This is a genomic window from Rathayibacter sp. PhB186, from assembly GCF_003751825.1.
In the GTDB taxonomy this organism is placed as follows: Bacteria; Actinomycetota; Actinomycetes; order Actinomycetales; family Microbacteriaceae; genus Rathayibacter; species Rathayibacter festucae.
The window spans coordinates 145,047-167,618 of record NZ_RJKO01000004.1; the positions used below are offsets into that span (position 1 = coordinate 145,047).

A 22,572-nucleotide genomic window follows, 5' to 3' on the forward strand; every position below is an offset into this window, starting at 1 on the left:
TGGGATCAGCCGCAGGTGGCCGCGGCGTACGGCGTGGTGATGACGGTCGTGACGGGTGCGCCGTTGACGGTGGTCGTCGCGGTGGTCGTGGCGTTCCCGGCGGGGATGCTGGCGAGTCTCGTGCTGAACGCCGCAGTGGCGCTCTTGCCCGACGCGACCGCGGTGAAGGACTTGCTTCCGTGCGGCGTCGCGATAGCGAGGTCGACGGGGCGCGGTTCCTTGTTAAACGCCTGGATCGTCAGGACAACCTTCCCGGCGACGCACCGGGTGGTGGCCGTCGCGGTGACGTTCAGTGCGGGTGCGGAGGGAGTCGCCGTGCCGGACGCGGCGGAGGCGGCGGAGCGTCCGACGGCGTTCGCTGCGGTGACGGTGACGGTGTAGCCGGTGCCGTTGCTCACGCCGGTGATCCGGCAGGAGGTGGTCGTCGTTGTGCAGCTCGCGCCGCCGGGTGAAGCGGTGGCCGTGTAGCTGGTGACCGGGCTTCCGCCGTCCGAGGTGGGGGCCGTCCAGTCCACGTCGATGACGCTGTCGCCCGCGCGGGCCGTGACGGCCGTCGGGCTCCCAGGGGCAGTGACTGCGGAGATCGGACGGACGCTGGTGGAGCTGACCGACGGGGTCGATTCGCCTGTCGTCGTGCGGCTGGTGACAGCGAAGGTGTAGGCGGTTCCGTTCTCCAGTCCGTCGATGCGGCAGGTCGTCTCGCCCGCGGTCGAGCACGAGCGTCCGCCGGGGGTGGCAGTGGCCGTGTATCCGGTGATCGGCGATCCACCGGTGATCGCGGGTGCCGTCCACGAGACGTCAACTGCGGAGTCGCTTGCGGCTGCAGTGACGGACGTGGGCGGTTCGGGAGTGGTGGCGCCGGCTGCTGCGCGCACTTCGAGCTCGAAGACGGCGGTGCCGAACACCATGGCCGTGCTCTTCTCGTCGATCAGGATGCGCACGTAGCGCGCGGTGGTGGGTGCCGAGAGGGTGTGAGCGTCGAGCGTCAGCGTGCCGCGACCGGTCGATACGGTCCGCCAGATGTCAGCGGACGGGGCGACGGAGTAGGCGGCGGTGTTGTAGTTCCCGGTTCCCTTGATGAAGGTGCGCGGGGCGCAGGGGCTCGAGTTCCGCTGGACAGCAGTCGCAGCGTCCGTTTCAGCCGAGGACAGTGCCTGGATCGAGTAGGGCGAGTCGTACATGCGGTTGCCGCCCGAGGTGGAGTTCTGTCCGAACATCACCGAGTAGGAGCCGATGTTGTAATCGGCGCCGAGGTCGACGTACGCCCACGAGCAGAGGTCACCGCCGGCGGTGGTGCTGTTGTAGTTGAGCAGCGCGCCTTCGGGGTTGCCTCCGGTGAAGTAGCCGGAGTCTGTGGCGGCGCCGGTACCGGTGGTGGCGGTGCTGCCGTCAACCATCTTCGACGGTGCCCGGTTGGCGTTGTTGGCTGCCGTCGATCCGCCGAACGTGTAGTACGAGGTGACGGGCTTGCGAAGTGCGAGGTTCGCGTCGGTCGGGGTGGCCGTGACGGGGGTGGAGGTCTCCGACAGGCCGACGGCGGTCCGAGCGCGCACGGTGAACGTCGAGGCGACACCGTTCTCGAGTCCGGCGACGGTGCAGGTGAGCTGGGTCGTCGTGCAGGTCAGTCCGCTCGGCGAAGCGGTGACGACGTACCGCTCGACGGCGGAACCTCCGTCATTCGCCGGGGCGGTCCAGGCGATAGTCGCGCGGCCGTTGCCGGCAGCCGCGGTCACCGTTCGGGGGGCCTGCGCGGGGACTGCGGTGGCGTCCGGGGTGACGGGCTCGGAAGCTCGCGATGCGGGGGAGTTCCCGTTCGCGTTGCCGGCGATGACCGTGAAGGCGTAGCGGGTGCCGTTGTCCAGACCGGTGATCGTGCAGGTGCGCGCATCGGTTGTGGAGCAGGTGGCTCCTCCGGGTGTGGCGGTCACTGTGTAGGAGGTGACGGGTGCTCCGCCGTCCTTCGTCGGCGCGGCCCAGTCGATGGCGGCGCTGCGGTCACGGGCGATCGCGTTCACCGCAGATGGAGCATCGGGCGGTGAGGCGACGGGCTTGCGCGGGGTGAACGTCTCCGACGCGCTCGACGCGAGCGATGTTCCTGCGGAGTTCGTGGCGGTCACGGCGACCGTGTAGGCCGTGTCGTTGGTGAGGCCGGGGATGACGCAGGTGGTCGCGCCGGTCGTGGTGCAGCTCGCGCCGCCCGGGGTCGCGGTCGCGGTGTAGCCGCTGATCGCGGCGCCTCCGGTGTCGCTGGGGGCGGTCCAGGAGACGGTCGCTTCGGCGTCGCCGGCGGCCGCGGTGACGGCGGTCGGCGCCCCGGGAGCAGAGGCGGCCACGGCGACGGTCATCGTGGCGTTCACGCTCGCCCAGGGGTAGGCGTTGATGGATCCGGTGATGACCTGGGTGCGGGGCGAGCCCGGTGCGGTGGCGGGGGTCTGATTCCACCGGATGTAGAGCTGCTTCGTGTAGGTGTTCGTTCCGTCCGAGAACACTCCGAGGGTGGAGGGGACCTGGTCGGGGACGGTGGGAGAGGCAGGGTCGTAGGTGCCGGTGATCGAGTAGCTCGTGGTGAGGTTGGGCATCACGGTCACGCGCAGCGGCACGGTCTTCGTGGTTCCGGCGACCGTTCCCTGCACGGTGAACTTCCCGCGGGCGGGTCCGGTCTTGGTGGGGGCGGTGGCGACGGCGAGCTGCTCGGTGGTGATGCTCGGCCAGGTCACGGGGACGGGGCCGCGGCTGCCGTCGGAGTAGCGGGCGATGACGGTAGCGGGCAGGACAGGCTGGACGGTGCGGGCGGTCTTCACCGCTGCGCCGTCGAAGCCGGTGATGTGCTTGGTCGCGATGCCGTCAGCGGCGACGACGGTCGTCGTTCCGCGCGACGGCGCTCCTGCGGCGGCGGGCCGGGCGACGACGCGAGCGTCGTCGAACGAGGCGGTGCCTCCCTCTGCGACCCAGACGCCGACGGCTCCGGTGGTGAGAGTGTCGTCGCGGAGGGAGAGAGCTGCCTTGCCGCCGACGGTCACGGTGAGAAGGGGACCGCGAGTGGTGACCTTCATCAGCTGCCAGGAGTCTCGCTCGAGCGCCACCGGGGAAGGAGCACTTCCGAGTTCGGTCCAGGTGCCGTCGATGAGGTGTCCGATGGTGACAGTGTCGGTGGCGACGTCGAGACGCGCCTGGTACATGTCACCGTCCTCGGAGGCTCGGAAGGAGATTCCGGCGCGGTCGCCGGTGGTCGGCTTGACCCAGCTCCAGTAGTCGTAGTCGCCGTCAGAGGCCCAGTCGGCCTCCTTGCCCCCGGTCGCCGTGAAGGCGGTCGTCGGGTCGGCTGCGGCGGTGTAGTAGCCCGAGAAGCCGGAGGTGCGAACGTCGGTGTCGACGACGTCCCAGGTTCCGTGCGCGGTGTCCCACTCCCAGGGGAAGGTGAAGGAGCTGCGCGGGTCCTCTTTCTGGTTCCAGTCGAAGACGAGGGGGGTCTCGGTCATCCAGCCTTCTGCCTGTCCCCAGTTGTCGAAGCTGGAGGTGTAGACGGAGCTGCCGGTGGCGAGGTCAGTGATCGCGACGTCGTCGAGCTCGACGAACTGTCCGAGGCGGGTGCCGGCGTCGGACTGGGTCTGCGCTGCGCGCACGCCCGTCCATCCGGTGGCGGGGGACGGGTCGGTGTAGGTGAGCACCTGCTGGCCGTCGATGGAGGCGGTGATGGTGCTGCCCTGTGCGGTGACGACGACCGAGTACTCGCGGTCGCGCTCGAGAGTCAGCGAGGTGGGGCAGGTGGCGACGGCGGCCCAGTTGTTGAGTCCCTTGGCGGCGCCGGAGTGCAGCGAGCAGGAGTAGCCGGCGGTGCCGTTGCGGCCCTCAGCGGTCCGGTTCGGGTCGAGTCGGAAGAACAGGCCGGACTTCGCGTCCTCGTCGCCGCGGACCATGATCGATCCGGAGGTCCCCTGGACGAGCGTGACCTTGGCCTCGTAGCGGACGTCCTTGAGCTTCGTGTTCGTGTTGTAGACGGTGGTGTCGCCGTAGAAGGGGAAGACGAAGCCGGTGAGCTTGAGCTTCCCGTCGATCAAACGCCAGCCTTCGGCGCCGTAGATCATCGATTCGTCATCCTCGGCGCTGCCGTAGTTGAAGTCGTTGGTCTCGAGGGTGGTCATCGAGTGCTCGACCGAGGGGACGAAGGAGAAGGAGTCTCCGCTGGGACGGGCCCGTTCGATGCGGAGCACGTGCGAGGAGTTCGCGAGGCCGGTCGCGCGGTACGCAGTCGGGCGGGAGAGATCGGCGATTCCTGCGGGGGCCCCGTCGATCGTGACTGCTGCGGTTCCGGTGGACCCGGCCGGGACCTTCCATGCGAGGGAGGTGCCATCGAAGACGACCTCGGTCGCGCTGCCGTCTCCGGTGATCTGGGCGGGGGGCACGGGCGTCCAGCCGGCCTCGGCGTCGCCCGTGCTCAGGACGAGATCGACGACTCCGTTGGATTCGACGATGACGGTGTACTGGTGCGTGTTCGGGTCCCAGGTCTCGCTGTAGCGGTACTGGTTGTCGTCGTAGCCGGAGATGGTGAGCGTGGGCCGGGTGGGCACGTCGAAGCGGAGCGTCGTCGTGCGCAGCTGAGAGTCCTGGGGATCGGGGACGTAGGCGTACTTCACGAAGTTGCGGTTGAACTCCATGTCGCGCACTCCGGGCACCTTGAGCAGGTCGGCCTCTCGGTCGGTGCGGTAGGTGTCGAGGGTGACCGCGAGGGTCTTCGCGTCGCGCTGGTCGACCATCGCCCAGGTGTGCGGGGTGACCTCGGGCATCTCGAGGCGGGAGAACTGCTCACCGCCCAGAAGCAGGGTCGCATTCTGGTTGAAGTTGTCGCGGTCGTTGCTGTTGTAGACGAGCCACGAATCGCCCGACTTCTGCACGTAGCCGTCGCCTTCGGAGATCGCGGGGTACTTCGCGTCGAAGAGGGCCTGGCGGGCGTCGCCGTAGAGCATGGTGGCGTTGTAGGTGCCGGTGGTCAGGACGGTGTCGAACCGGGAGACCAGCGCCGGGTCGGCGAGCTTGGGGATGCGGGGGATGATGTTGTACCGGCCCGACTCGCGGGGGTAGTACCAGAGCTGCTTCTGCACCGCGGTCAGCTGCGGCGACTTCTCGTACATCGAGTAGAAGGTGGGCCGGCACGGGTTGCTGGCGCGTCCTGCGGTCGAATCCTTGAGGGAGCAGATGTTCCCCTCCGTCTCCGAGAAGACGACCTTCGTCTGCGCGATGACGTCGTCCTTCGTCGGCGTCTCGTGGGAGAGGATGTAGCGCATCGCGGGCAGGATCGACTGGTAGAAGTAGGGCGAGTAGAGGCTGCCGGTCGTGGGGATGTCGAGCTGGTTCTCCATGTGGAAGACGGTCGCCCCGTTCTGCCACTGATCGAGCAGCATCATCGAGGCTGTCGTCTCCGACATGCTGCGCGACCACCGGTCGCCGCAGTTCTGGTAGGCGGTCTGGTCGCGACCGAAGAAGCCACAGCTGTAGTACGGGTACCCGTCGAAGTAGGGTCCCCAGTTGTCGAAGACGCCGGCGAGCCACGCGCCCTGTGCCCAGGCGTTGGACATCTCGAAGTTCTCGTGGAAGTTCTTGGGGTTGTAGATGAAGTTCTTCTTGAACGGGACGATCGAGTCCCAGTAGCTCTTGGTCTCGAGACGATTGGCGAGCCCGTTGGTCTCCTCGAGGGAGCCGAGGATGTGGAAGCCGCCGTAGAGGTTGGCGATGCGCAGCGCCTCGGGGAGGTCACCGAGGGTGTCGGCCTGCTCGGACACGACGGTGCCCATGAAGCTGGGGTACTTCTGATACATCTGCTCGAGGAACTGGAACCGGGTGGAGTTCGAGATGAGGGTGCGTCCCTCGTCCCACAGCATGAAGACGGGGATGCCGAGCGCGTCAGCTTCGGCGATGTTGTCCTCGATCCAGCGGGCGTTGTCCTCCGGCCGGTTGTCCGCGAGGGCGGTGTGGCCCTGGTGCAGCACGAAGCCCATGTTCTGCTTGAGGTCGTCGGGGACTGACGCCCACAGCTGGGCGAAAGACCAGCCGCTGTTCCAGTTGCGCTTGAAGCCCTCAGTGCCGGCGAGGTCGTTGCCGATGTTCAGCTGGGTCAGGAGGAGAGGGTTCTCACTACCGACCTCCATCCGCATCGGCGCGTCCGCCCGCGCTGCCGCGACCGTCGCGACCGCGCGCTGCGGCGCGGCGTTCGCAGTCGTGGGGAGGACGATCACGACGAGCAGCGCGGCGAGGGCCGCAGCGGCGAGCCTGACCATCCAGGAACGCAAAGAGAATGCGCTGCGGCGGACGGCGGGGGTGCGGGGGAACAACAGCGTGCCCTCTTCCTGTCGACGGTGACGGGGGATTCTGCGTCTGCAGAGACGGAGTCAGCTGACGAATCGGCGCGGGCTCCGAAGGCTCACAGTAGATTTATCGATAAATTAAGTCAAGCGATCCAGAGGGAGCAGTCTGGACCGGCTAGGCCGGCGGCAATCCGTAGAAGCGGGCAGCCGTGGCTCCGTTGATGTGAGGGAGATCGTGTGGGCCGAAGGTCTCGGTGAGGATGGTGTCGAGTGCGTCCGCGATGCGGTCGTAGCCTCCCGCGAGCAATGACATGGGCCAGTCCCCGCCGCGCATCAGCCGTTCTGGGCCGAACAGTGCTGCCGCTTCTTCGATGACCCATCGCAGGTCGTCGAGTGTCCAGTCGCCGTCGGCTCCGATGCTGGAGTACAGGCCGGAGATCTTCGCGTGCACGAGGGGGTGGGCTGCTGCGCCGGCGAGCAGGTCGCGCCAGTGCCGACGGGCCTCCTCGTCTCGTCCGATGGGCGGCTTGCCGAGGTGGTCGATCACGAGACGGAGGTCGGGGTGCTGAGCGCTGAGGCGGGGGATGTGCCGCAGAGCCTCTGGGTCTGCGGTGACGTAGTCGTAGGGCAGTGCCGCTGTGGCGAGCAGAGCGAGTCCTCGGTTGAAGTCGGGGCGGATCGCCCAGTCCGGATCGGGACGGTCGTGGATGAGGTTGCGCACTCCGACGAGCAGCGGGTCGCTGACGAAGTTGTCCAGCAGCTCCCGAGTCGCTTCAGGGTCTTCCAGGGGGAGCCACCCGACGACGCCTGCCACCCGGTCCTGTGTCCTTGCGACGTCGAGCATGTTCCGGGTGTCGTCGGCGTTGTCCGCTGATTGCACCAGGACCACCTGATCGACACCCGCTCTGTCGAGATGGGGGAGCACCTCGTCGAGGTGGACGTCACGGTCGATCTCGGGGGGCTGGCCGTCGAGCCAGTCGTAGCGGGCGCGTGAGCGGTTCCAGACGTGCAGGTGAGCGTCGATGCGCATGTTCTCTTCCGTTCCTCTGTCGAGCGGGCTTCTAGGATTGCGACATGCCTTCACCGAATGATCCGATGATTTCTCAGACGGATGTCGTGGTGCGCGGGGTCAAGGACATGATCATGACGGGACGCTTGTCGGCGGGCGCGAAGCTGCCGATCGAGAAGGACCTGGCCGCTTCGCTGGGGGTGTCGCGTGGCCCGCTTCGTGAGGGAGTTCGGGCGTTGGCGATCCTCGGGGTGCTCGAGACTCGCCAGGGGGACGGGACCTACGTCACGTCTTTGGATCCGTCCGTCCTGATGGGGTCGCTCGCCTTCCTCGCAGATCTGCAGTCGCCGGCCACGAGCCGCGACATGCTCGGGATCAGGCGTGTGCTGGAGGCTGAGAGTGCGGCGCGAGCGGCTGCGCTCATCACTGACGACGAGCTCGACGAGCTCGAGGTGATCCTCGACGGGATCGACGCTATGACGCGGGATCTGCAGCGGATGGACGTGGAGTCGTTCATCGACGCCGATTCCGCTTTTCATGCGGCGATCGCGCGCGCCTCGGGGAATCCCGCTCTCGCGGCGCTGATCGAGTCGCTGGTCGGCCGCACGGTGCGCATTCGCATCGGTCGCGCTCTTGCTGAGCGGGGGACGGTGTCGGGCGCGCAGGCGGACCATCGAGCGATCGTGGCCCAGCTGCGCGCCCGTCACGTCGACGGTGCGCGGATTCGAATGGAGGCGCACATCCTCGGGGTCGAGGAGTACGCCGAGGATCACCCGGTGACGGCGGTCTCCCCGAGCGTCGCGGCCCAGTAGCCGCCGTTCGGGTACTCCCACTCAGCGACCGACGCCTCGTGCATCTGCGCGCTGTAGCCGGGCAGCGACGGAAGGCGGTAGTGGCCGTTCTCGACGATGCACGGGTCGGTGAAGTGCTCGTGGAGGTGGTCGACGTACTCGGTGACCCGCTGGTCGAGGGAGCCGGAGACGGCGACGTAGTCGAAGATCGAGAGGTGCTGCACGAGCTCGCAGAGGCCGACTCCGCCGGCGTGAGGGCAAACCGGCACGTTGAACTTCTTGGCCATCAGGTAGACGGAGAGGATCTCGTTGACGCTGGCCAGGCGAGCGGAGTCGAGCTGGCAGAAGTCGATCGCTTCGGCCTGGAACATCTGCTTGAACAGGACCCGGTTCATGCCGTGCTCGCCGGTGGCCACCCCGATGGGGGCGACGGCCTTGCGGATGGCAGCGTGGCCGAGAACGTCGTCCGGGCTCGTGGGCTCTTCGATCCAGAGGGGCTTGAACTCCGCGAGGCGGGAAACCCACTCGATCGCCTCAGGGACGTCCCACACCTGGTTCGCGTCGATCATCAGGTCCGCTTCCCAGCCGATCACCTCGCGCGCGATGCGCAGGCGCCTGATGTCCTCGTCGATGTCCGAGCCGACCTTGAGCTTGAGGTGGCGGTAGCCCTCGTCGACCGCCTCCTGGAGCAGGCGGCGCAGCTTGTCGTCGCTGTAGCCGAGCCAGCCCGCGCTGGTGGTGTAGCAGGGGTAGCCGCCGAGGGATTCGAGGTCCGCGATCCGCTCCGCGCGGCTCGGTGCCATCTCGGTGAGCATCGCGATCGCCTCGTCGCGGGTGAGCACGTCGGAGAGGTAGCGCAGATCGGCGACGTCGACGAGCTCCTCGGGCGTCATCTCCGCAAGCAGTCGCCACAGCGGCTTGCCGGCCCGACGTGCGGCCAGATCCCACATCGCGTTCATCACCGCGGCCATCGCGAGATGCACGACGCCCTTCTCCGGGCCGAGCCAGCGCAGCTGGGAGTCGGAGGCGAGGTCACGGTAGACCCCGCCGAGGTCAGCGACGGCGGCGTCGACGTCTCGGCCGATGAGGGGCTGCGCGCGCTGCAGCGCTGCGGCGACGCAGAGGTCGTTGCCGCGGCCGATCGTGAAGGTGAAGCCGTAGCCCGCGAGCCCCGGCTCGTCGGTCTCGAGGACGACGTAGGCGGCGGAGTAGTCGCCGTCCTTGTTCATCGCGTCGGAGCCGTCCATGCTCAGCGAGGTCGGGAAGCGCACGTCATGGACGCGCACGGAGGTGATGGTGGTCATCGAGGATGCCTCTCGGTCGGTGGTGAAGCGGGCGCTCAGGCGCCGGTTCGGGGGAAGGTCTGCGGGGCGAGGGACGCGGGCAGAAGGCCCGCCTCGACCAGATCGGGCCAGAGGCCGGAATCGAGGGGAGCGTTCAACCGCTCGACGTTGCTCGTGACTTGGGCGGCTGTGCGCATCCCGAGGACGACGGAGACGACCGCGGGGTGCTCGAGCGGGAACTGGACCGCAGCCGCGGGCAGCTCGACGCCGTGCTCGGCGCACACGGCGGCGATCCGACGAGCTCGATCGACCAAGTCCGCGGGTGCAGCCTCATAGTTGAAACGCGCGTCATCCGGAACGACGGAGCGGCTGAGAAGGCCCGAGTTGTAGACGCCGGCAGCGACGACGCCGACTCCGCGCTCGAGCGCGAGGGGGAGCAGCTCCTCCGCAGCGGAATGATCGAGGAGAGTGAAGCGCCCGGCGACCATCACCACGTCGATGTCGAGCTCCCGGATGAACTCGGTCAACATTCGTGTCTGGTTCATGCCCGCGCCGACGGCGCCGAGGACCCCTTCCTCGCGCAACTCGATGAGCGCGGGCATCCCCTCGCGGAGCGCGGCCTCGCGGTGATCGTCGGGGTCGTGCAGGTAGGCGATGTCGATCCGATCGACGCCCAGGCGCTCGAGGCTCGCGTCAAGGGAGCGCCGGATGCCGTCACGGCTGAAGTCCCAGACTCGCCGAGTCGTCGCTGGGACGAGGAACCCCTCCTCGTCCTGCCGCCCGGCACCGCTCGGGTCATCGACGAGCAGCCGTCCGACTTTCGTCGAGATCACGACCTCGTTACGCGGATACGCGGAGAGAGCTCGGCCGAGTCGCCGTTCCGAGAGCCCCAGCCCGTAGCTCGGCGCAGTGTCGAAGTAGCGCACGCCCGCGTCCCACGCTCGCGACACAGCCTCGTTGGAGGCCTCATCAGTCGTCTCCTGGAACAGGTTGCCGAACTGAGACGCTCCGAAGCCGAGAGAGGTGAGGGCAGGTCCGCGCTGGAGCGGCTGTGCGTGCATGCGGAGATTCCTTCTGATTGATTTGATCAATTATGAGCACAGCAGCCGCTTGGCGAGCAATAGACCGCAGTGACATACTCTCTGGGAGCTATTCATCAGACCACAAGGGAGTACAGGGTGCGCGCAGCTGCCTACCAAGGAGCCGGTGTTGTCGGCGTCGTCGACCAAGAGCCGCAGAGCCCGGGCCAGGGCGAGGTGCAGATCCGGGTCGCTTACGTCGGTCTGTGCGGCACAGATCTGCACATCGTGCACGGCTCGATGGACGCCCGCGTGACCACGCCGCTGGTGTTCGGGCACGAGATGAGCGGCGTGATCGAGGCACTCGGGGACGACGTCGACGGATGGGCTGTCGGAGACGCCGTGACGGTGATGCCGCTGGACTGGGACGGCACGTGCCCCGCGTGCCTCGCGGGCAACCAGCACATCTGCCAGAACCTCGACTTCATCGGCATCGATTCGCCCGGCGCGCTGCAGTCCCTGTGGACGGTGCCGGCCACGACGCTGGTCCGGCTGCCGCAGGACCTCGACCTCCGAACGGCCGCCCTGGTGGAGCCGGTCGCTGTCGCGGTACACGACGTGCGCCGCTCCGAACTGGTCGCAGGTGACCGTGCCGTAGTGGTCGGGGGAGGGCCCATCGGTGTGCTGATCGCGTCGGTCGCTCGTCACTTCGGCGCCGAGGTCCTCGTCGCTGAGGTCGACGCCGCACGCCGCGCTCAGATCGAGAGCCTCGGCTTCGCGACGGTCGATCCGTCGAGCGAGGACCAGGTCGCGCGAGTCGAGGAGTGGACAGGCGGTGCCGGTGCGGACGTCGCCTTCGAGGTCTCCGGCGCGGCGCCCGCCGTGCTCGGTGCGACGTCCCTGCTCAAAGTGCGCGGAACGCTGGTCGTCGTGGCCATCCACCCGCAGCCGCGTCCGATCGACCTGCAGCGGGTTTTCTGGCGTGAACTGCGCCTGCTCGGTGCCCGGGTCTACCAGCGCACCGACTTCGAGACCGCCGTGGAGCTCCTGGCCGCAGGCGGGGCCATTCCGACCGAGGCGCTGATCACCCACGTCGTCCCTCTTGAGGGAACGGCTGCTGCGTTCGAGGATCTGGCCGCGGGACGAGCGATGAAGGTCCTCGTCGACGTCCAGTCCGGACAGGAGTGATCCGATGACGAACCCGTTCTCCCTTGCCGGAACGACCGCAGTCGTCACCGGAGCCCGCCGCGGCATCGGCCGGGCGATCGCTGTCGCCCTCGCCGCAGCCGGCGCCGACATCATCGGAGTCAGCGCCACCCTCGAATCGACCGGCAGCGATGTCGCCCGCGACGTGGAAGCACTGGGTCGCACCTTCGAAGGGCGCGCCGTCGACTTCGCCGATCGGGACGCTGTCATCGCTCTGGGTGAGGACCTCGCCGGACGCGACGTCGACATTCTGGTCAACAACGCCGGCACCATCGAACGCGCACCTGCTGCTGAGCATCCACTCGAGCTCTGGGACCGCGTCCTCGAGGTGAACCTCTCGAGCCAGTTCGTTCTCACCCAGCTCATCGCCCGCTCGATGCTCGAGCGCGGCGCTGGCAGGATCATCTTCACCGCGAGCCTGCTCAGCTTCCAGGGCGGCATCAACGTCCCCGGATACACGGCGGCAAAATCAGGGATTGCCGGTCTCACCCGCGCCCTCGCGAACGAGTGGACGTCGCAGGGAGTGACCGTCAACGCGATCGCGCCCGGCTACATCGCGACGGACAACACTCAGGCGCTGCAGGACGATCCCGCTCGCTCCCGCTCGATCCTCGAGCGCATCCCCGCTGCTCGATGGGGATCGGCGAGCGATTTGGGCGGCGCGGCCGTCTTCCTCGCCTCGCCGGCCGCCGCGTACGTCTCCGGCGTGGTTCTTCCCGTCGATGGCGGATGGCTCGGTCGATGAGCGCCGTCCAATCGCTGCTCGTCCTCGAGGAGGCGCGGGTGCTGCCCGTCGTCGTCATCGACGACGCTGGCCAAGCAGAGGGACTCGCCCGAGCTCTGCTCGCGGGCGGGATTCCGTGCGCAGAAGTGACACTCCGCACCGACGCGGGTCTGGACGCGATCAGCGCCATGTCCGCGGTGGAGGGGTTCACCGTCGTCGCTGGCACCGTTCTCACCGCGGGCGATGCGGAGAACGCCATCAGCGCCGGAGCAGTGGCTGTTGTCAGCCCGGGCCTGGACGAGGGGGTCGTGCGTGTCGCCGGACGACGCGACTCGGGAGTCGTGCCGGGCATCGCGACGGCGACCGAGCTGCAGCGCGCCGTCTCGCTCGGGGTGCAGCGGGTCAAGTTCTTCCCCGCCGCGGTCTCCGGCGGCGTCGCCGCCATCGCCGCTCTCGCGGGCCCCTTCGCTACTGTGCGATTCCTGCCCAGCGGGGGAGTGACACTCGCCTCGGCGCCGGAGTACCTCGCGCATCCCTCCGTCTTCGCCGTCAGCGGGAGCTGGATGGTCCCCCGGGACGGCCTGGGTGACTCCGAGCGCATCCGCGCTCTCGCGGCACGCACGACGGAAGCACTGCGCTCGTGAGCACCGGCGTCCTCTTGATCGGCGAAGCGCTCGGCGTGCTCCGTTCGCGGGAGATCGGTTCGCTTGTCACCGAGGACGCACTGGTTCTCAGCACGGGAGGCGCGGAGCTCAACGTCGCAATCGGCCTGGCACGCCTGGGTGAGCGGGCGACATGGGTGGGCCGGGTCGGCGATGACGCCGTGGGACGACGCGTGCTCCGTGATCTGCAGGGTGCAGGCGTGCAGACGGTCGCCGTTGTCGACACCGAGGCCAGCACCGGGCTCCTGCTCAAGGAACGCCCCTCAGCGGGCCGCACCCGAGTGAGCTACTACCGGGCCGGGAGCGCGGGAAGCCGCCTCCGAGCAGGGGACGTGCCGGACGAGCTCGTCGAGACCGCGGACCTCGTCCATGTGACCGGGATTACGGCCGCGCTCTCCGAGGACGCCCGGTCCGCCGTGCACTCCGTGGTGGATCGAGCAGCGGTCGCCGGAGTGCCGGTCTCGTTCGACGTGAACCATCGAGCCTCCCTGTGGCGAGGCCGCGACCCCGTGCCGCACTACCGCACCCTTGCCACCGTGACGAGGGTGCTGTTCGGCGGCCGCGACGAGCTGGCCCTGCTGACGGGACTACCGGAGGAGTCGACGCCGGAAGAATTCGCGGAAGCGGTGCGTACCTTCGCACCTCACCTCGAGGAACTGGTGGTGAAGGACGGCGCGCACGGCGCGAGCGTCGTGCGCGCAGGAGCGACCGAGCATCGGCCGGCTGTGCCGGTCACCGTCGTCGACACCGTCGGAGCCGGTGATGCCTTCGTCGCCGGCTATCTCAGCGCCCGCATCCACGGCGCGAACCTGGCCGGTCGCCTGGACCGGGCGACTCGGACGGGAGCCGCGGCCTGCACTCACGTCGGCGATTGGGAGGGTGCAGCGTTCCCGATCGATCTCGTCCCGCTCGCCGGCGATCCCGTCACACGGTGACCGACGTCCTGCGCCGCCCGGACCGGGGCCAGCATCCGTCGGGCTTTATCGATAATCTCGCTGTCGGAGGTCCGACGGTGAATCAGAGCACGACGAAGCCCGCGACGATCTACGACGTCGCTCGAGTGGCGGGGGTGTCTCACCAGTCGGTGTCGAACTACCTCCGGGGCGTCAAGGGACTGCGTCAGACGACGATCGATCGCGTCGAGGCGGCATTGGCGACTGTCGACTATCGAGCGAACATCACGGCCCGGAACCTTCGGCAAGGGCGGACAGGCATGATCGCCCTGTCCATTCCGAGTCTCGAGCAGTCGTACTTCGCCGAGCTGGCGCAGTCCGTCATTCATGCCGCGCGTGAGGAGGGGCTCTCCGTCTTCGTTGAGACGACCGAGAGCGATCGCGAGCGGGAGCTCGCCACTCTCTCTCACTTCGGTGGTGACGTGGTGGACGGTGTGATCTTCGCGCCGAGCGTCCTGGAGCGGGAGGACGTGGAGTCGCATCGCATCGGCATCCCCCTCGTCCTCCTCGGTGATCGCATCCTCGAGAGCGACTTCGACCACGTCACGATGGCCAACCGGGATGCGGCGGAGGCAGCGGTTCTCCACCTGCTGGATCAGGGGCGTCGTCGCATCGTCGCCCTCGGAGTCGAGGAGCGCGCCGAGTATGGGGCCGCTACTCCGCGACTGCAGGGCTACCTCGACGCGCACCGGCGACGAGGGGTGGATCCGGTCCCCGGACTGTCCGCCGGTGGGACGGGATGGGTGCGTTCCGAAGGGGCGCGGGTCATGCAGCAGGTCATCGACAGTGGAGCCCCGTTCGATGCGGTCTTCGCTTTCAACGACGCTCTCGCCCTGGGTGCGCTGCGCGCGCTGCAGTCTTCGGGCCGTCGTGTTCCCGCTGACGTCGCGCTCGTGGGCTTCGACGACACCCAGGACGCGCTCTACTCGACACCGAGTCTGACGAGCATCGCACCGGGTCGGGAGAGCCTCGCCCACGAGGCGGTCCGGATGCTCGTCGAGCGCATCGCAGGGGATCGGGCCCCGGCACGCGAGATCCACGTCGGATTCCACCTGGAGTGCCGGGAGAGCTCGGCCGCATAGCCGAGCCCTCCCTCCTCTACAGCTGCGCGAGCTCGACGGCCTCGAGCCGGACGGATTCCTCCTCGAGCGTGACGACGTGTTCAGTCCCGTTCATCCGCACCGGATAGGTGCCGTGTGCTGCTGCACTGATCGCCCGCAACTGGACCCGCTGTGCTGTCGCGATCCCGTCGGCGATGGTCCACTGGATGTCGACCGAGACGCCGGGTCGGGCGATGAGCCCGCGAACGCTGCCGGCGCCGAAGCGGACAGGCAGTGCCGGTAGCACGCTGATCACGCCGGCGTGCGACTGGAGAAGGCCCTCCGCGATCGCTGCGGTGAAGCCGAGATTCCCGTCGATCTGGAACGGAGGATGCGCGGAGAACAGGTTGGGATACAGGCCGCCGATCCAGGGACCGCGGTCGACGGTCATGTCGCGGAAGAACAACTCGATCAGCGGAAGGAGCCGGTCGCCCTGGCCCAGGCGCGCGCGCATCAGCATCTTCCAGGCGAGCGACCATCCGGTCGCGTCGTCGCCCCGGGAGTCGAGGGAGCGTCTCGCGGCGTCCGCGAAGGCGTCCGTGAGCTCGCCGTCCGTGGGATGAACCGAGTAGAGGTGACTGAGGTGTCGGTGATGAGGGTCGGGCATCGCGAAGTCCCGTTCCCACTCCTGCACGGTCCCGTCCGCGCCGATCCGCGGCGATGCGAGCCGCGGCAGCACCCGCTCGACCTGCGCGACGACGTCGTCTCGGATCCCGAGGCGCTCGGCCAGCGCCAGAGTCATCGTGAGCAGTTCGCCGAGGATCTCCAGGTCGGCAGCTGAGGACTCGGCGGCCGACCACACCTCGCCGTCGTCGGTCTGGAACTGGTTCTCCGGGGAGGTGGAGGGGGATGTTCCGAAGGTGCCGTCCGGGCGCTCCTGCAGCCAGGCGAGCGCGAACTGCGCCGCCCCTCTCATCGGCGGCCAGGCTCGGTCGCGGGCGAAGGAGTCGTCGCCGCCGAAGGCGACGCGGTCCCAGAGGTGGTGCACGAGCCAAGCGCCACCGTGAGGCCAGAACGCCCATTTCGGGTCGTGCTCTCCTCCACCGACCGGCCTCGAGTACGCCCAGGCGTCGGTGTTGTGGTGCGCGACCCACCCGGGCGATCCGTAGAGCTCCGCCGCAGTGCGGCTGCCCGTCTTCGCGAGGCCCTCGATGAGGTCGAACAGGGGCGGCAGGCACTCCGGGAGTGCGGTCGTCTCGGCGGGCCAGTAATTCATCTGGAGGTTGATGTTCGTCGTGTAGTTGGAGCTCCACGGGGGCTGGAGGGAGTCGTTCCAGATCCCCTGCAGCGTCGCCGGCACGCCGCCCTCCCGGGAGCTGGAGACCAGGAGGTAGCGCCCGTAGTCGAAAAGCAGCGCGATGAGCGCCGGATCTGCCGCCGTCACCCCGTCGGGGGAGGCCAGGGCGCGACGGACACGGTCGTCGGTGGGCGCGGGGTCCTCGTCGCCGAGGAGGAGTTCGACCCGGCTCAGCAGCGCGGTGACGTCGTCGAGGTGTCGTCGACGGACGCCGTCGAGATCCTCTGCGGCACGTGCTGCTCGCGCTGCGGCCTCGGCGGCTGCATCCGCGGAAGTGCCTTTCGGTGGCTGTGCGACCCCGGTGAACGTGGTCGCGGTCGCGATGACCAGCGCGAGGCGCGTCGCGCCCGCGATGAGCAACCCGTCGCCGTCGGGGGACTCAGCGCCGTCGTGCAGGACGGTCACGTGGGCGGCGCCCTCGAGCGAGCTCCCCGGAGCCGAGGAGTAGCGGACCGGATCGGGTCCGGGGTCGTGGCTGGGCATGACGTCGCTGGGCATGCGCAGCGCGACCGAGAGCGCGCCCCGCGCGACGGTGGTGGAGAGCACGCGCAGGTCGGAGGACAGGCTGATCCTCAGGGGCGGGAGCACGCCGGCCGTCGCGGTCACCTCGTGCAGGATCACGCCGTCGGGATGACTCGCGATGGTCGTGCGCTCGAGGTCGGCCGCGTCGAGGGTGAAACGGGACGAGTGGCGCGCCGTGGCGAGATCGAGTGTCCGCTCGTAGTCGGTCGCTTCGTGCTCCGACTGCAGCTGGAGATGAAGATCGACGAACGGGAGGAAGGTCTGACTGTGTCGATGCTGCAGGCGGCGCAACTGTGCGTCAGCGGCCGCGAAGTCCTCGCGTGCGATGGCCGTCCGGGCGAGTTCGAGGGCGTCCGCTGCCGCGTCGGGATCGATTCTCGGCTCGGCCGATTCGCTCTGCGGGGATCCCGACCAGGCGGTGCCGTCGTTGATCTGGAGGCGCTCGTCCCGGACGCCGGCGAAGAGCATCGCACCCTGCCGGCCGTTCCCGATCGGCAGGGCTTCGATCCATTCCTCGGCGGGCCTGGTGAAGAGGAGGCGGCGTGCGGTCATGTCAGTCCTTCGTGCTTCCGCTGGTGAGGCCGTTGACGATGAACCGCAGTCCGAACAGGACGAAGAGGACGGCGGGAACGGCGAGGAGCACGAGGCTGGCGTTGTAGCGGCCGAAGTCCTCGGGGCTGCGTCCCAGCACGTTGGAGAAGGAGGAGACCGCTTGCGCGGCGGTCGTGACGTCGGGGTTGGTGAACAGCATCGAGGGCCAGAGGAAGTCCTGCAGCGACCAGATGAAGCAGAGCACGACGAGGTTGGCGATCGCGGGGCGCGCGAGGGGCAGGAAGACGCTCCAGAACACGCGGACATGGCCGGCGCCGTCGAGCAGCGCTGCTTCGATCAGTGACTCGGAGATGTTGCTGCCGTAGTTGCGCATCAGGAGGACGCCGAACGGGATCGTGAGGGCTGCCTCGGGCAGGGCGACTCCGAGGTAGTTGTTGAAGAGGTTCAGCTCGTTGGTGATGTGGTAGACGGGGATGATCAGTGCCGCGCCGGGGACCGCGAGGAAGAGCAGGATGCCCACGAACGCCAGTTCGCGGCCGCGGAACCGCAGCTGCGAGAGCGCGTAGCCGGCGGTCGAGCTCACCGCGACGACGAGTGCGGCATGCAGGGCGCCGATGATGAGGGAGTTCAGGTAGGTCATCGGAAGGGACACGTCGCCGATGGGCTCGGTGATCAGCGAGATGTAGTTCTGGAGTCCGAAGCCGTCGAGGGACTTCTTGACCGCCGCGTACAGCGGGAAGGCGAAGATCAGGCCCATGACGCCCAGGAGGGCGTAGATCAGGATCAGGTCGCTGCGCTTGGTGATGACCACGCGCATCGGGTTGTCCTCGACGGCGGAGGGCTTGCTGCGGCGCCGCGGGGGTCCTGCGGGCGGGGTCGGTGCGCTGGTGGAGGTGGCCTCCGGGAGCAGGGTGGTGGTCATCGATCGGCCTTCCGGGTGCGGGTGGCGAACATCTGGAGGACGGAGATCACGAGAGCGATGAGCAGCACCACGATCGAGGCGGAGGCTGCGAAGCCGATGGTCTTCCCTCCCGAATTGACGGAGGAGTAGAGGTAGGTGCCGACGATCTCCGTCGTCGAACCAGGCCCTCCGTCAGTGGAGAAGAGCACCTGCTCGAGAGCGCGGAAGGAACCGAGGAGGAGAGCCAGGATCACGGTGATGTGAGTGGAGCGCATCATCGGGTAGATGATCGAGCGCATGATCCGGAAGGTTCCGGCGCCGTCCAGCAGCGCCGCCTCGAGTGCGGAGGTGGGCAGCGCGGAGAGATCAGCGGTGTAGTACATGATCGGCAGGCCGATCAGATAGCAGAACACCAGGATGACGGCGATGTATGCCCACTGCGGGGTGGTCAGCCAGGACTGGGCGAGGTCGCCGAGGCCGATCGCGCGGAGGGTCTCGTTGACTGCTCCGTTGCGGGACTGCAGCATCGACCCGAAGATCGTGGCGACCAGCGAGAGCGGCATGAGTGCCGGCAGCAGGAACACGAGGTAGAAGACCTTGCGCCCTCGGACTCCGGTTGAGAGTGCGACGGCGATGAAGAAGGCGATCGTGAGGGAGACGCCGATGCTCACACCCGCGAAGACGAGGTTGTTGCCGATCGACTGCCAGAACACGGCGTCCTGGAGCAGCAGGATGAAGTTGTCGAACCCGACCTGGACCGGTCGCAGCAGAGAGATCCCGACGCGCTGCGTGCTCGTCTGCGCGAGGAAGACGATGCTGTAGGCGTAGTAGACGGCGTAGACGGCGAGCAGCGGCAGCAGGAACAGGAGCGCGCTGCGCCACTGGCTCGGGGGGCGACGGCGACGGGTGGGCCGTTCGAGCGGTCGGGTCATGATGGTGAGTCCTCGGATCGACGAGTCAGGTCGGGCCGCGGGAAGCGGCCCGACCTGAACAGGGTGTGACTAGAAGTTGCCCTTTTCGAGCTCGGCCTGATCGCTCGCGGCGGCGTCCTCCGCGCTCATGCTGCCGGTGAGGACCTGCAGCACGTTCGCGCCGACGAAGTCGGAGAACGCACCGAGGTTGTTGCGGTCGCTGTGGGGGTCGCTGATCAGGTCGACCATCGTGGCGTAGCTCTGCTTCTGCAGGTCGGTGGTCAGCGTTCCCTCGGGGAGCGTGTAGCCGTCGACAGCGGGAACGCCCTTCAGGCTGGTGGCCCAGACGTCGACGCCGTCGCCCGCAGCGAGGTACTCGACGAACGTGGACGCAGCGTCCTTCTTCGTGGACTCCTCAGGGATTCCGATCGTGACGTCGAGGAACGCACGCAGCGAGGCCTCGTCGGCGGTCGCGGCGGGGAAGGGGATGATGCCGTAGTTGCCGGTCAGGATCCGGCCGGCCTCCCACGAACCGTTGAAGAGCACAGCGGCCTCGCCGGTGTCGAACGTGTTCGTCGCCGTGGCGTAGTCCATGTCGAGCGTGTCCTTCGCGAAGACGCCGTCGTCGTAGAGCTTCTTGTACGACTCGAGGCCGGTGACGTAGCTGTCGGTGTCCCACTCGCCCTCCTCGTAGCGGACCTCGTCGAAGAAGCTCGGGTCGGTCTGGCCGACGACCGTGAGGGCCGCCTCGTCCTGGAACCAGCCCTCAGCCGGCATCACGGCCGGGAGGATGTCCGGGCTCTGCGCCTTCAAGGCCTCGCTCAGCGCGGTGAACTCGGAGACGGTCGTGGGCGCAGCGACGCCGACCGAGTCGAGGATGTCGGCGTTGTAGATGCCGATCGCGGAGCCGGTCGAGTAGAGGGGGACGGCGTACAGGCCGCCGTCCGTGAACAGACGCTTCGTCTGCTCGATCGACGTGTCCGTGAAGGCACTGGTGAGGGCGTCGGCGTTCGGCCAGGCGGTCACGTCACTCAGGTAGTCCTCGATCTCGCCAGCCCATGCGCCGGGCTGGACGGCGAGAACATCGATGTCTTCACCGGCGCCGAGAGCAGATGCGACTTTCGCCTTGTAGTCGTCGCGCGGCACCTCGGTGTAGTCGACCGTGATGTCGGGGTTCTCCGCCTCGAACGCGTCGATGAGCGGATCGATCACGTCCTGCCCGGGAGCGCCGTCCCAGCCCCAGTAGTTGATCGTGGTGGTGCCGTCCGCCGACGTCTCTCCGGACCCGGATGCCGAGCATCCGGTGGCCAGGAGGGCGATCGCAGCGGCGCCGGCAGCGACGCCGGCGATCCTCGAGAACTTCATTGTTTCTCCTCTGGCGAGCGACCTCGCCGTCGAGTGCGGTGATGCAGGGAGGTGGTGTGGCGGTGAAGCCGCCGTCCACCAAATTTATCGATAAATGGCAATCTGTCAAGTCGTGATCGGGCAGATGATCAGATGAAACTGTAGGAGGACGTCGATGGGGCCGGCATAATGGTTCTGTTGCTCCCCGAATCGTCAGATCATTGTCGTCAGACTATGACTGGTCTCCCCGTCGAGGCCCCTCGACAGATCCGTCGACAGCGGGGTGTAGCACAGCTGGTCGCTGACGAGGGTGACCCTCGTCCTTCGCCTCTGCAGGTCATGGCCGGCGACGACACATGTGAAGACCGCCCTCAGGGGGCACAACAGGAGGACCCATGCGCATCATCCGGATCGGCGCGCCCGGCGCCGAGCAGCCGGCCGTCGAGCACGACGGTGCACGCTACTCACTCGCTGGGCTGACGACCGACATCAGCGGCGCCTGGCTCGCAGGCGGAGGAATCGCGCAGGTGCGAGACGCACTCGCGGCCGGCACGCTCCCACCCCTTGCGCGGGGTGGCAGGCTCGGTGCGCCGATCGCTCGTCCCGGCAAGATCGTCTGCATCGGCCTGAACTACCGCGATCACGCCGAGGAGACGGGCGCGGCTCTCCCAGTCGAGCCCGTGGTGTTCCTCAAGGACCCGTCGACGATCGTCGGACCCGAGGACGACGTCCTCATTCCGCGAGGATCCGTCAAGACTGACTGGGAGGTCGAGCTCGGTGTCGTCATCGGGCACGAAGCCCGTTACCTCGACGACTCCGACGACGCGCTTGCATACGTCGCCGGCTACGTGCTCTCGCACGACGTCTCCGAGCGAGAGTTTCAGCTCGAGCGCGGTGGTCAGTGGGATAAGGGCAAGAGCTGTGAGACCTTCAACCCGCTCGGGCCGTGGCTGGTTCCCGCGGAAGAGGTCGGTGATCCGCAGAACCTCGGGTTGCGCTTGCACGTGAACGGTAATCAGCGTCAGAGCGGATCGACGGCATCGATGGTGTTCTCCGTCGCGCACGTGATCCGGTACTTGAGCCGCTTCATGGTCCTCAACCCGGGCGACTTGATCAACACGGGCACACCGGCAGGAGTCGCGCTAGGACTCCCTGGTACCCCGTTCCTCCGCGACGGCGACGTCGTCGAACTCTCCATCGACGGCCTGGGCACCGCCCGGCAGACGTTCCGGAACGCCTGATGGCCGAGTTCGACGGCCTGGTGGCCGCGATCACAGGAGGCGCCTCCGGCATCGGCCTTGCCTCGGCACAACTCCTGCACGAACGCGGCGCATGCGTGATCGTTCTCGACATCTCCGTCGACGACCCCCCAGAGGGACTGACAGGGTTCCGCTGCGATGTGACCGATCGCGCTTCGATCGATGATGCGCTGGAGCGCGTGCAGGGACGAGCCGGTGGTCTGGACGTCCTGGTGAACAATGCCGGCATCAGTGCCGTCGGCACCGTCGAGGAGAACGATGACGCCGAGTGGAGCCGCGTGCTCGACGTGAACATCACGGGCATCGCCCGAGTCACCGCCGCGGCTCTCCCGCTGCTGCGTCTCTCCGATCATGCCTCGGTGGTGAACCTGAGCTCGATCGCGGCCGCCAACGGACTGCCGCGCCGGGCCCTCTACTCCGCGTCGAAGGGCGCCGTACACGCGTTGACGCTGGCGATGGCCACCGACCACGTTCGAGAAGGCATCCGCGTCAACTGCGTCACCCCCGGCACGGTCGACACCCCCTTCGTGGCACGGATGCTGGAAGCGTTCCCCGACCCTGTCGTCGAACGCGCCGCCCTCGACGCGCGCCAGGCCAACGGACGCATGGCGACCCCTGCCGAGGTCGCCTCGGCGATCGCGTTCCTCGCTACCCCTCTCTCGGGCTCCATCACAGGGACCTCCCTCCTCGTCGACGGCGGCGTCACGACCCTGCGAATGCGACCCCTGTGAGTGAACAGC

General features: G+C 68.0%; 16 protein-coding genes. 8 read left to right on the top strand and 8 right to left on the bottom strand.

Annotation, left to right across the window (positions count from 1 at the left end; all coding sequences use genetic code 11):
- Window positions 1-5 precede the first annotated feature (5 nt).
- Both EDF45_RS21915 and EDF45_RS12455 read right to left on the bottom strand, forming a co-directional pair.
- Complete coding sequence (locus EDF45_RS21915; RefSeq protein ID WP_123736447.1) at window positions 6-6,272, bottom strand: fibronectin type III domain-containing protein; 6,267 nt, start codon at window positions 6,270-6,272, stop codon at window positions 6-8.
- Between the two features lie 202 nt (window positions 6,273-6,474).
- A complete protein-coding gene (locus EDF45_RS12455; RefSeq protein ID WP_221181121.1) occupies window positions 6,475-7,383 on the bottom strand; it encodes an amidohydrolase in 909 nt (302 codons plus the stop codon).
- Here EDF45_RS12455 and EDF45_RS12460 point away from each other — a divergent pair.
- On the top strand, window positions 7,374-8,120 hold the full coding sequence (locus EDF45_RS12460) for a FadR/GntR family transcriptional regulator (protein WP_123736445.1): 747 nt from the start codon (window positions 7,374-7,376) through the stop codon (window positions 8,118-8,120). The genes EDF45_RS12455 and EDF45_RS12460 overlap by 10 nt on opposite strands.
- Here EDF45_RS12460 and EDF45_RS12465 read toward each other — a convergent pair.
- Window positions 8,078-9,403: an L-fuconate dehydratase gene (locus EDF45_RS12465; RefSeq protein ID WP_123736444.1), complete on the bottom strand. Its 1,326-nt coding sequence runs from the start codon at window positions 9,401-9,403 to the stop codon at window positions 8,078-8,080. The genes EDF45_RS12460 and EDF45_RS12465 overlap by 43 nt on opposite strands.
- Before the next feature lie 35 nt (window positions 9,404-9,438).
- Window positions 9,439-10,443, bottom strand: coding sequence for an aldo/keto reductase (locus EDF45_RS12470; RefSeq protein ID WP_123736443.1), 1,005 nt, complete (start codon window positions 10,441-10,443; stop codon window positions 9,439-9,441).
- 117 nt (window positions 10,444-10,560) lie between these two features.
- Between EDF45_RS12470 and EDF45_RS12475 the strand changes: the two genes are divergently transcribed.
- Genes EDF45_RS12475 through EDF45_RS12495 form a run of 5 tightly spaced genes read left to right on the top strand, consistent with a single transcriptional unit; the run spans window position 10,561 to window position 15,028 of the window.
- Entirely contained in the window at window positions 10,561-11,589 is a 1,029-nt protein-coding gene (locus EDF45_RS12475; protein WP_123736442.1) for a zinc-binding dehydrogenase, read from the top strand.
- 4 nt (window positions 11,590-11,593) lie between these two features.
- The gene (locus tag EDF45_RS12480) at window positions 11,594-12,352 is read left to right on the top strand and encodes an SDR family oxidoreductase (RefSeq protein ID WP_123736441.1); all 759 of its coding nucleotides are present in this window, start codon (window positions 11,594-11,596) and stop codon (window positions 12,350-12,352) included.
- Window positions 12,349-12,975 (top strand): bifunctional 4-hydroxy-2-oxoglutarate aldolase/2-dehydro-3-deoxy-phosphogluconate aldolase, encoded by a 627-nt coding sequence (gene eda, locus EDF45_RS12485; protein WP_123736571.1) that lies wholly within the window; start codon window positions 12,349-12,351, stop codon window positions 12,973-12,975. Before EDF45_RS12480 ends, eda begins: the two co-directional genes overlap by 4 nt.
- A complete protein-coding gene (locus EDF45_RS12490) occupies window positions 12,972-13,928 on the top strand; it encodes a sugar kinase (RefSeq protein ID WP_123736440.1) in 957 nt (318 codons plus the stop codon). The genes eda and EDF45_RS12490 overlap by 4 nt, the downstream gene beginning before the upstream one ends.
- Window positions 13,925-15,028 carry a LacI family DNA-binding transcriptional regulator gene (locus EDF45_RS12495; RefSeq protein WP_148060281.1) on the top strand — a complete coding sequence of 368 codons (1,104 nt, stop codon included), beginning with the start codon at window positions 13,925-13,927 and terminating at the stop codon, window positions 15,026-15,028. The genes EDF45_RS12490 and EDF45_RS12495 overlap by 4 nt, the downstream gene beginning before the upstream one ends.
- Window positions 15,029-15,044: 16 nt before the next feature.
- On the opposite strand, the gene EDF45_RS12500 is transcribed toward EDF45_RS12495, so the two are convergent.
- The 4 genes from EDF45_RS12500 to EDF45_RS12515 form a co-directional block, all read right to left on the bottom strand.
- Window positions 15,045-17,417, bottom strand: coding sequence for a glycosyl hydrolase family 95 catalytic domain-containing protein (locus tag EDF45_RS12500; RefSeq protein ID WP_123736438.1), 2,373 nt, complete (start codon window positions 17,415-17,417; stop codon window positions 15,045-15,047).
- 1 nt (window position 17,418) lies between these two features.
- The gene (locus EDF45_RS12505; protein ID WP_221181120.1) at window positions 17,419-18,339 is read right to left on the bottom strand and encodes a carbohydrate ABC transporter permease; all 921 of its coding nucleotides are present in this window, start codon (window positions 18,337-18,339) and stop codon (window positions 17,419-17,421) included.
- Window positions 18,336-19,250, bottom strand: coding sequence for a carbohydrate ABC transporter permease (locus EDF45_RS12510; protein WP_123736437.1), 915 nt, complete (start codon window positions 19,248-19,250; stop codon window positions 18,336-18,338). Before EDF45_RS12510 ends, EDF45_RS12505 begins: the two co-directional genes overlap by 4 nt.
- 69 nt (window positions 19,251-19,319) lie before the next feature.
- A complete protein-coding gene (locus tag EDF45_RS12515) occupies window positions 19,320-20,594 on the bottom strand; it encodes an ABC transporter substrate-binding protein (RefSeq protein ID WP_123736436.1) in 1,275 nt (424 codons plus the stop codon).
- A 374-nt stretch (window positions 20,595-20,968) separates the two neighbouring features.
- Between EDF45_RS12515 and EDF45_RS12520 the strand changes: the two genes are divergently transcribed.
- Together EDF45_RS12520 and EDF45_RS12525 are read left to right on the top strand one after the other, a co-directional pair.
- Complete coding sequence (locus tag EDF45_RS12520) at window positions 20,969-21,814, top strand: fumarylacetoacetate hydrolase family protein (protein ID WP_123736435.1); 846 nt, start codon at window positions 20,969-20,971, stop codon at window positions 21,812-21,814.
- Window positions 21,814-22,563, top strand: coding sequence for an SDR family NAD(P)-dependent oxidoreductase (locus tag EDF45_RS12525; RefSeq protein ID WP_123736434.1), 750 nt, complete (start codon window positions 21,814-21,816; stop codon window positions 22,561-22,563). Before EDF45_RS12520 ends, EDF45_RS12525 begins: the two co-directional genes overlap by 1 nt.
- Window positions 22,564-22,572: the final 9 nt, after the last annotated feature.

Coding starts and splice junctions, on each gene's coding strand:
- EDF45_RS21915 (WP_123736447.1), bottom strand. CDS start 6,272: ATGGTCAGGCTCGCCGCTGCGGCCCTCGCCGCGCTGCTCGTCGTGATC.
- EDF45_RS12460 (WP_123736445.1), top strand. CDS start 7,374: ATGCCTTCACCGAATGATCCGATGATTTCTCAGACGGATGTCGTGGTG.
- EDF45_RS12465 (WP_123736444.1), bottom strand. CDS start 9,403: ATGACCACCATCACCTCCGTGCGCGTCCATGACGTGCGCTTCCCGACC.
- EDF45_RS12470 (WP_123736443.1), bottom strand. CDS start 10,443: ATGCACGCACAGCCGCTCCAGCGCGGACCTGCCCTCACCTCTCTCGGC.
- EDF45_RS12480 (WP_123736441.1), top strand. CDS start 11,594: ATGACGAACCCGTTCTCCCTTGCCGGAACGACCGCAGTCGTCACCGGA.
- eda (WP_123736571.1), top strand. CDS start 12,349: ATGAGCGCCGTCCAATCGCTGCTCGTCCTCGAGGAGGCGCGGGTGCTG.
- EDF45_RS12500 (WP_123736438.1), bottom strand. CDS start 17,417: ATGACCGCACGCCGCCTCCTCTTCACCAGGCCCGCCGAGGAATGGATC.
- EDF45_RS12505 (WP_221181120.1), bottom strand. CDS start 18,339: ATGACCACCACCCTGCTCCCGGAGGCCACCTCCACCAGCGCACCGACC.
- EDF45_RS12510 (WP_123736437.1), bottom strand. CDS start 19,250: ATGACCCGACCGCTCGAACGGCCCACCCGTCGCCGTCGCCCCCCGAGC.
- EDF45_RS12515 (WP_123736436.1), bottom strand. CDS start 20,594: ATGAAGTTCTCGAGGATCGCCGGCGTCGCTGCCGGCGCCGCTGCGATC.
- EDF45_RS12520 (WP_123736435.1), top strand. CDS start 20,969: ATGCGCATCATCCGGATCGGCGCGCCCGGCGCCGAGCAGCCGGCCGTC.
- EDF45_RS12525 (WP_123736434.1), top strand. CDS start 21,814: ATGGCCGAGTTCGACGGCCTGGTGGCCGCGATCACAGGAGGCGCCTCC.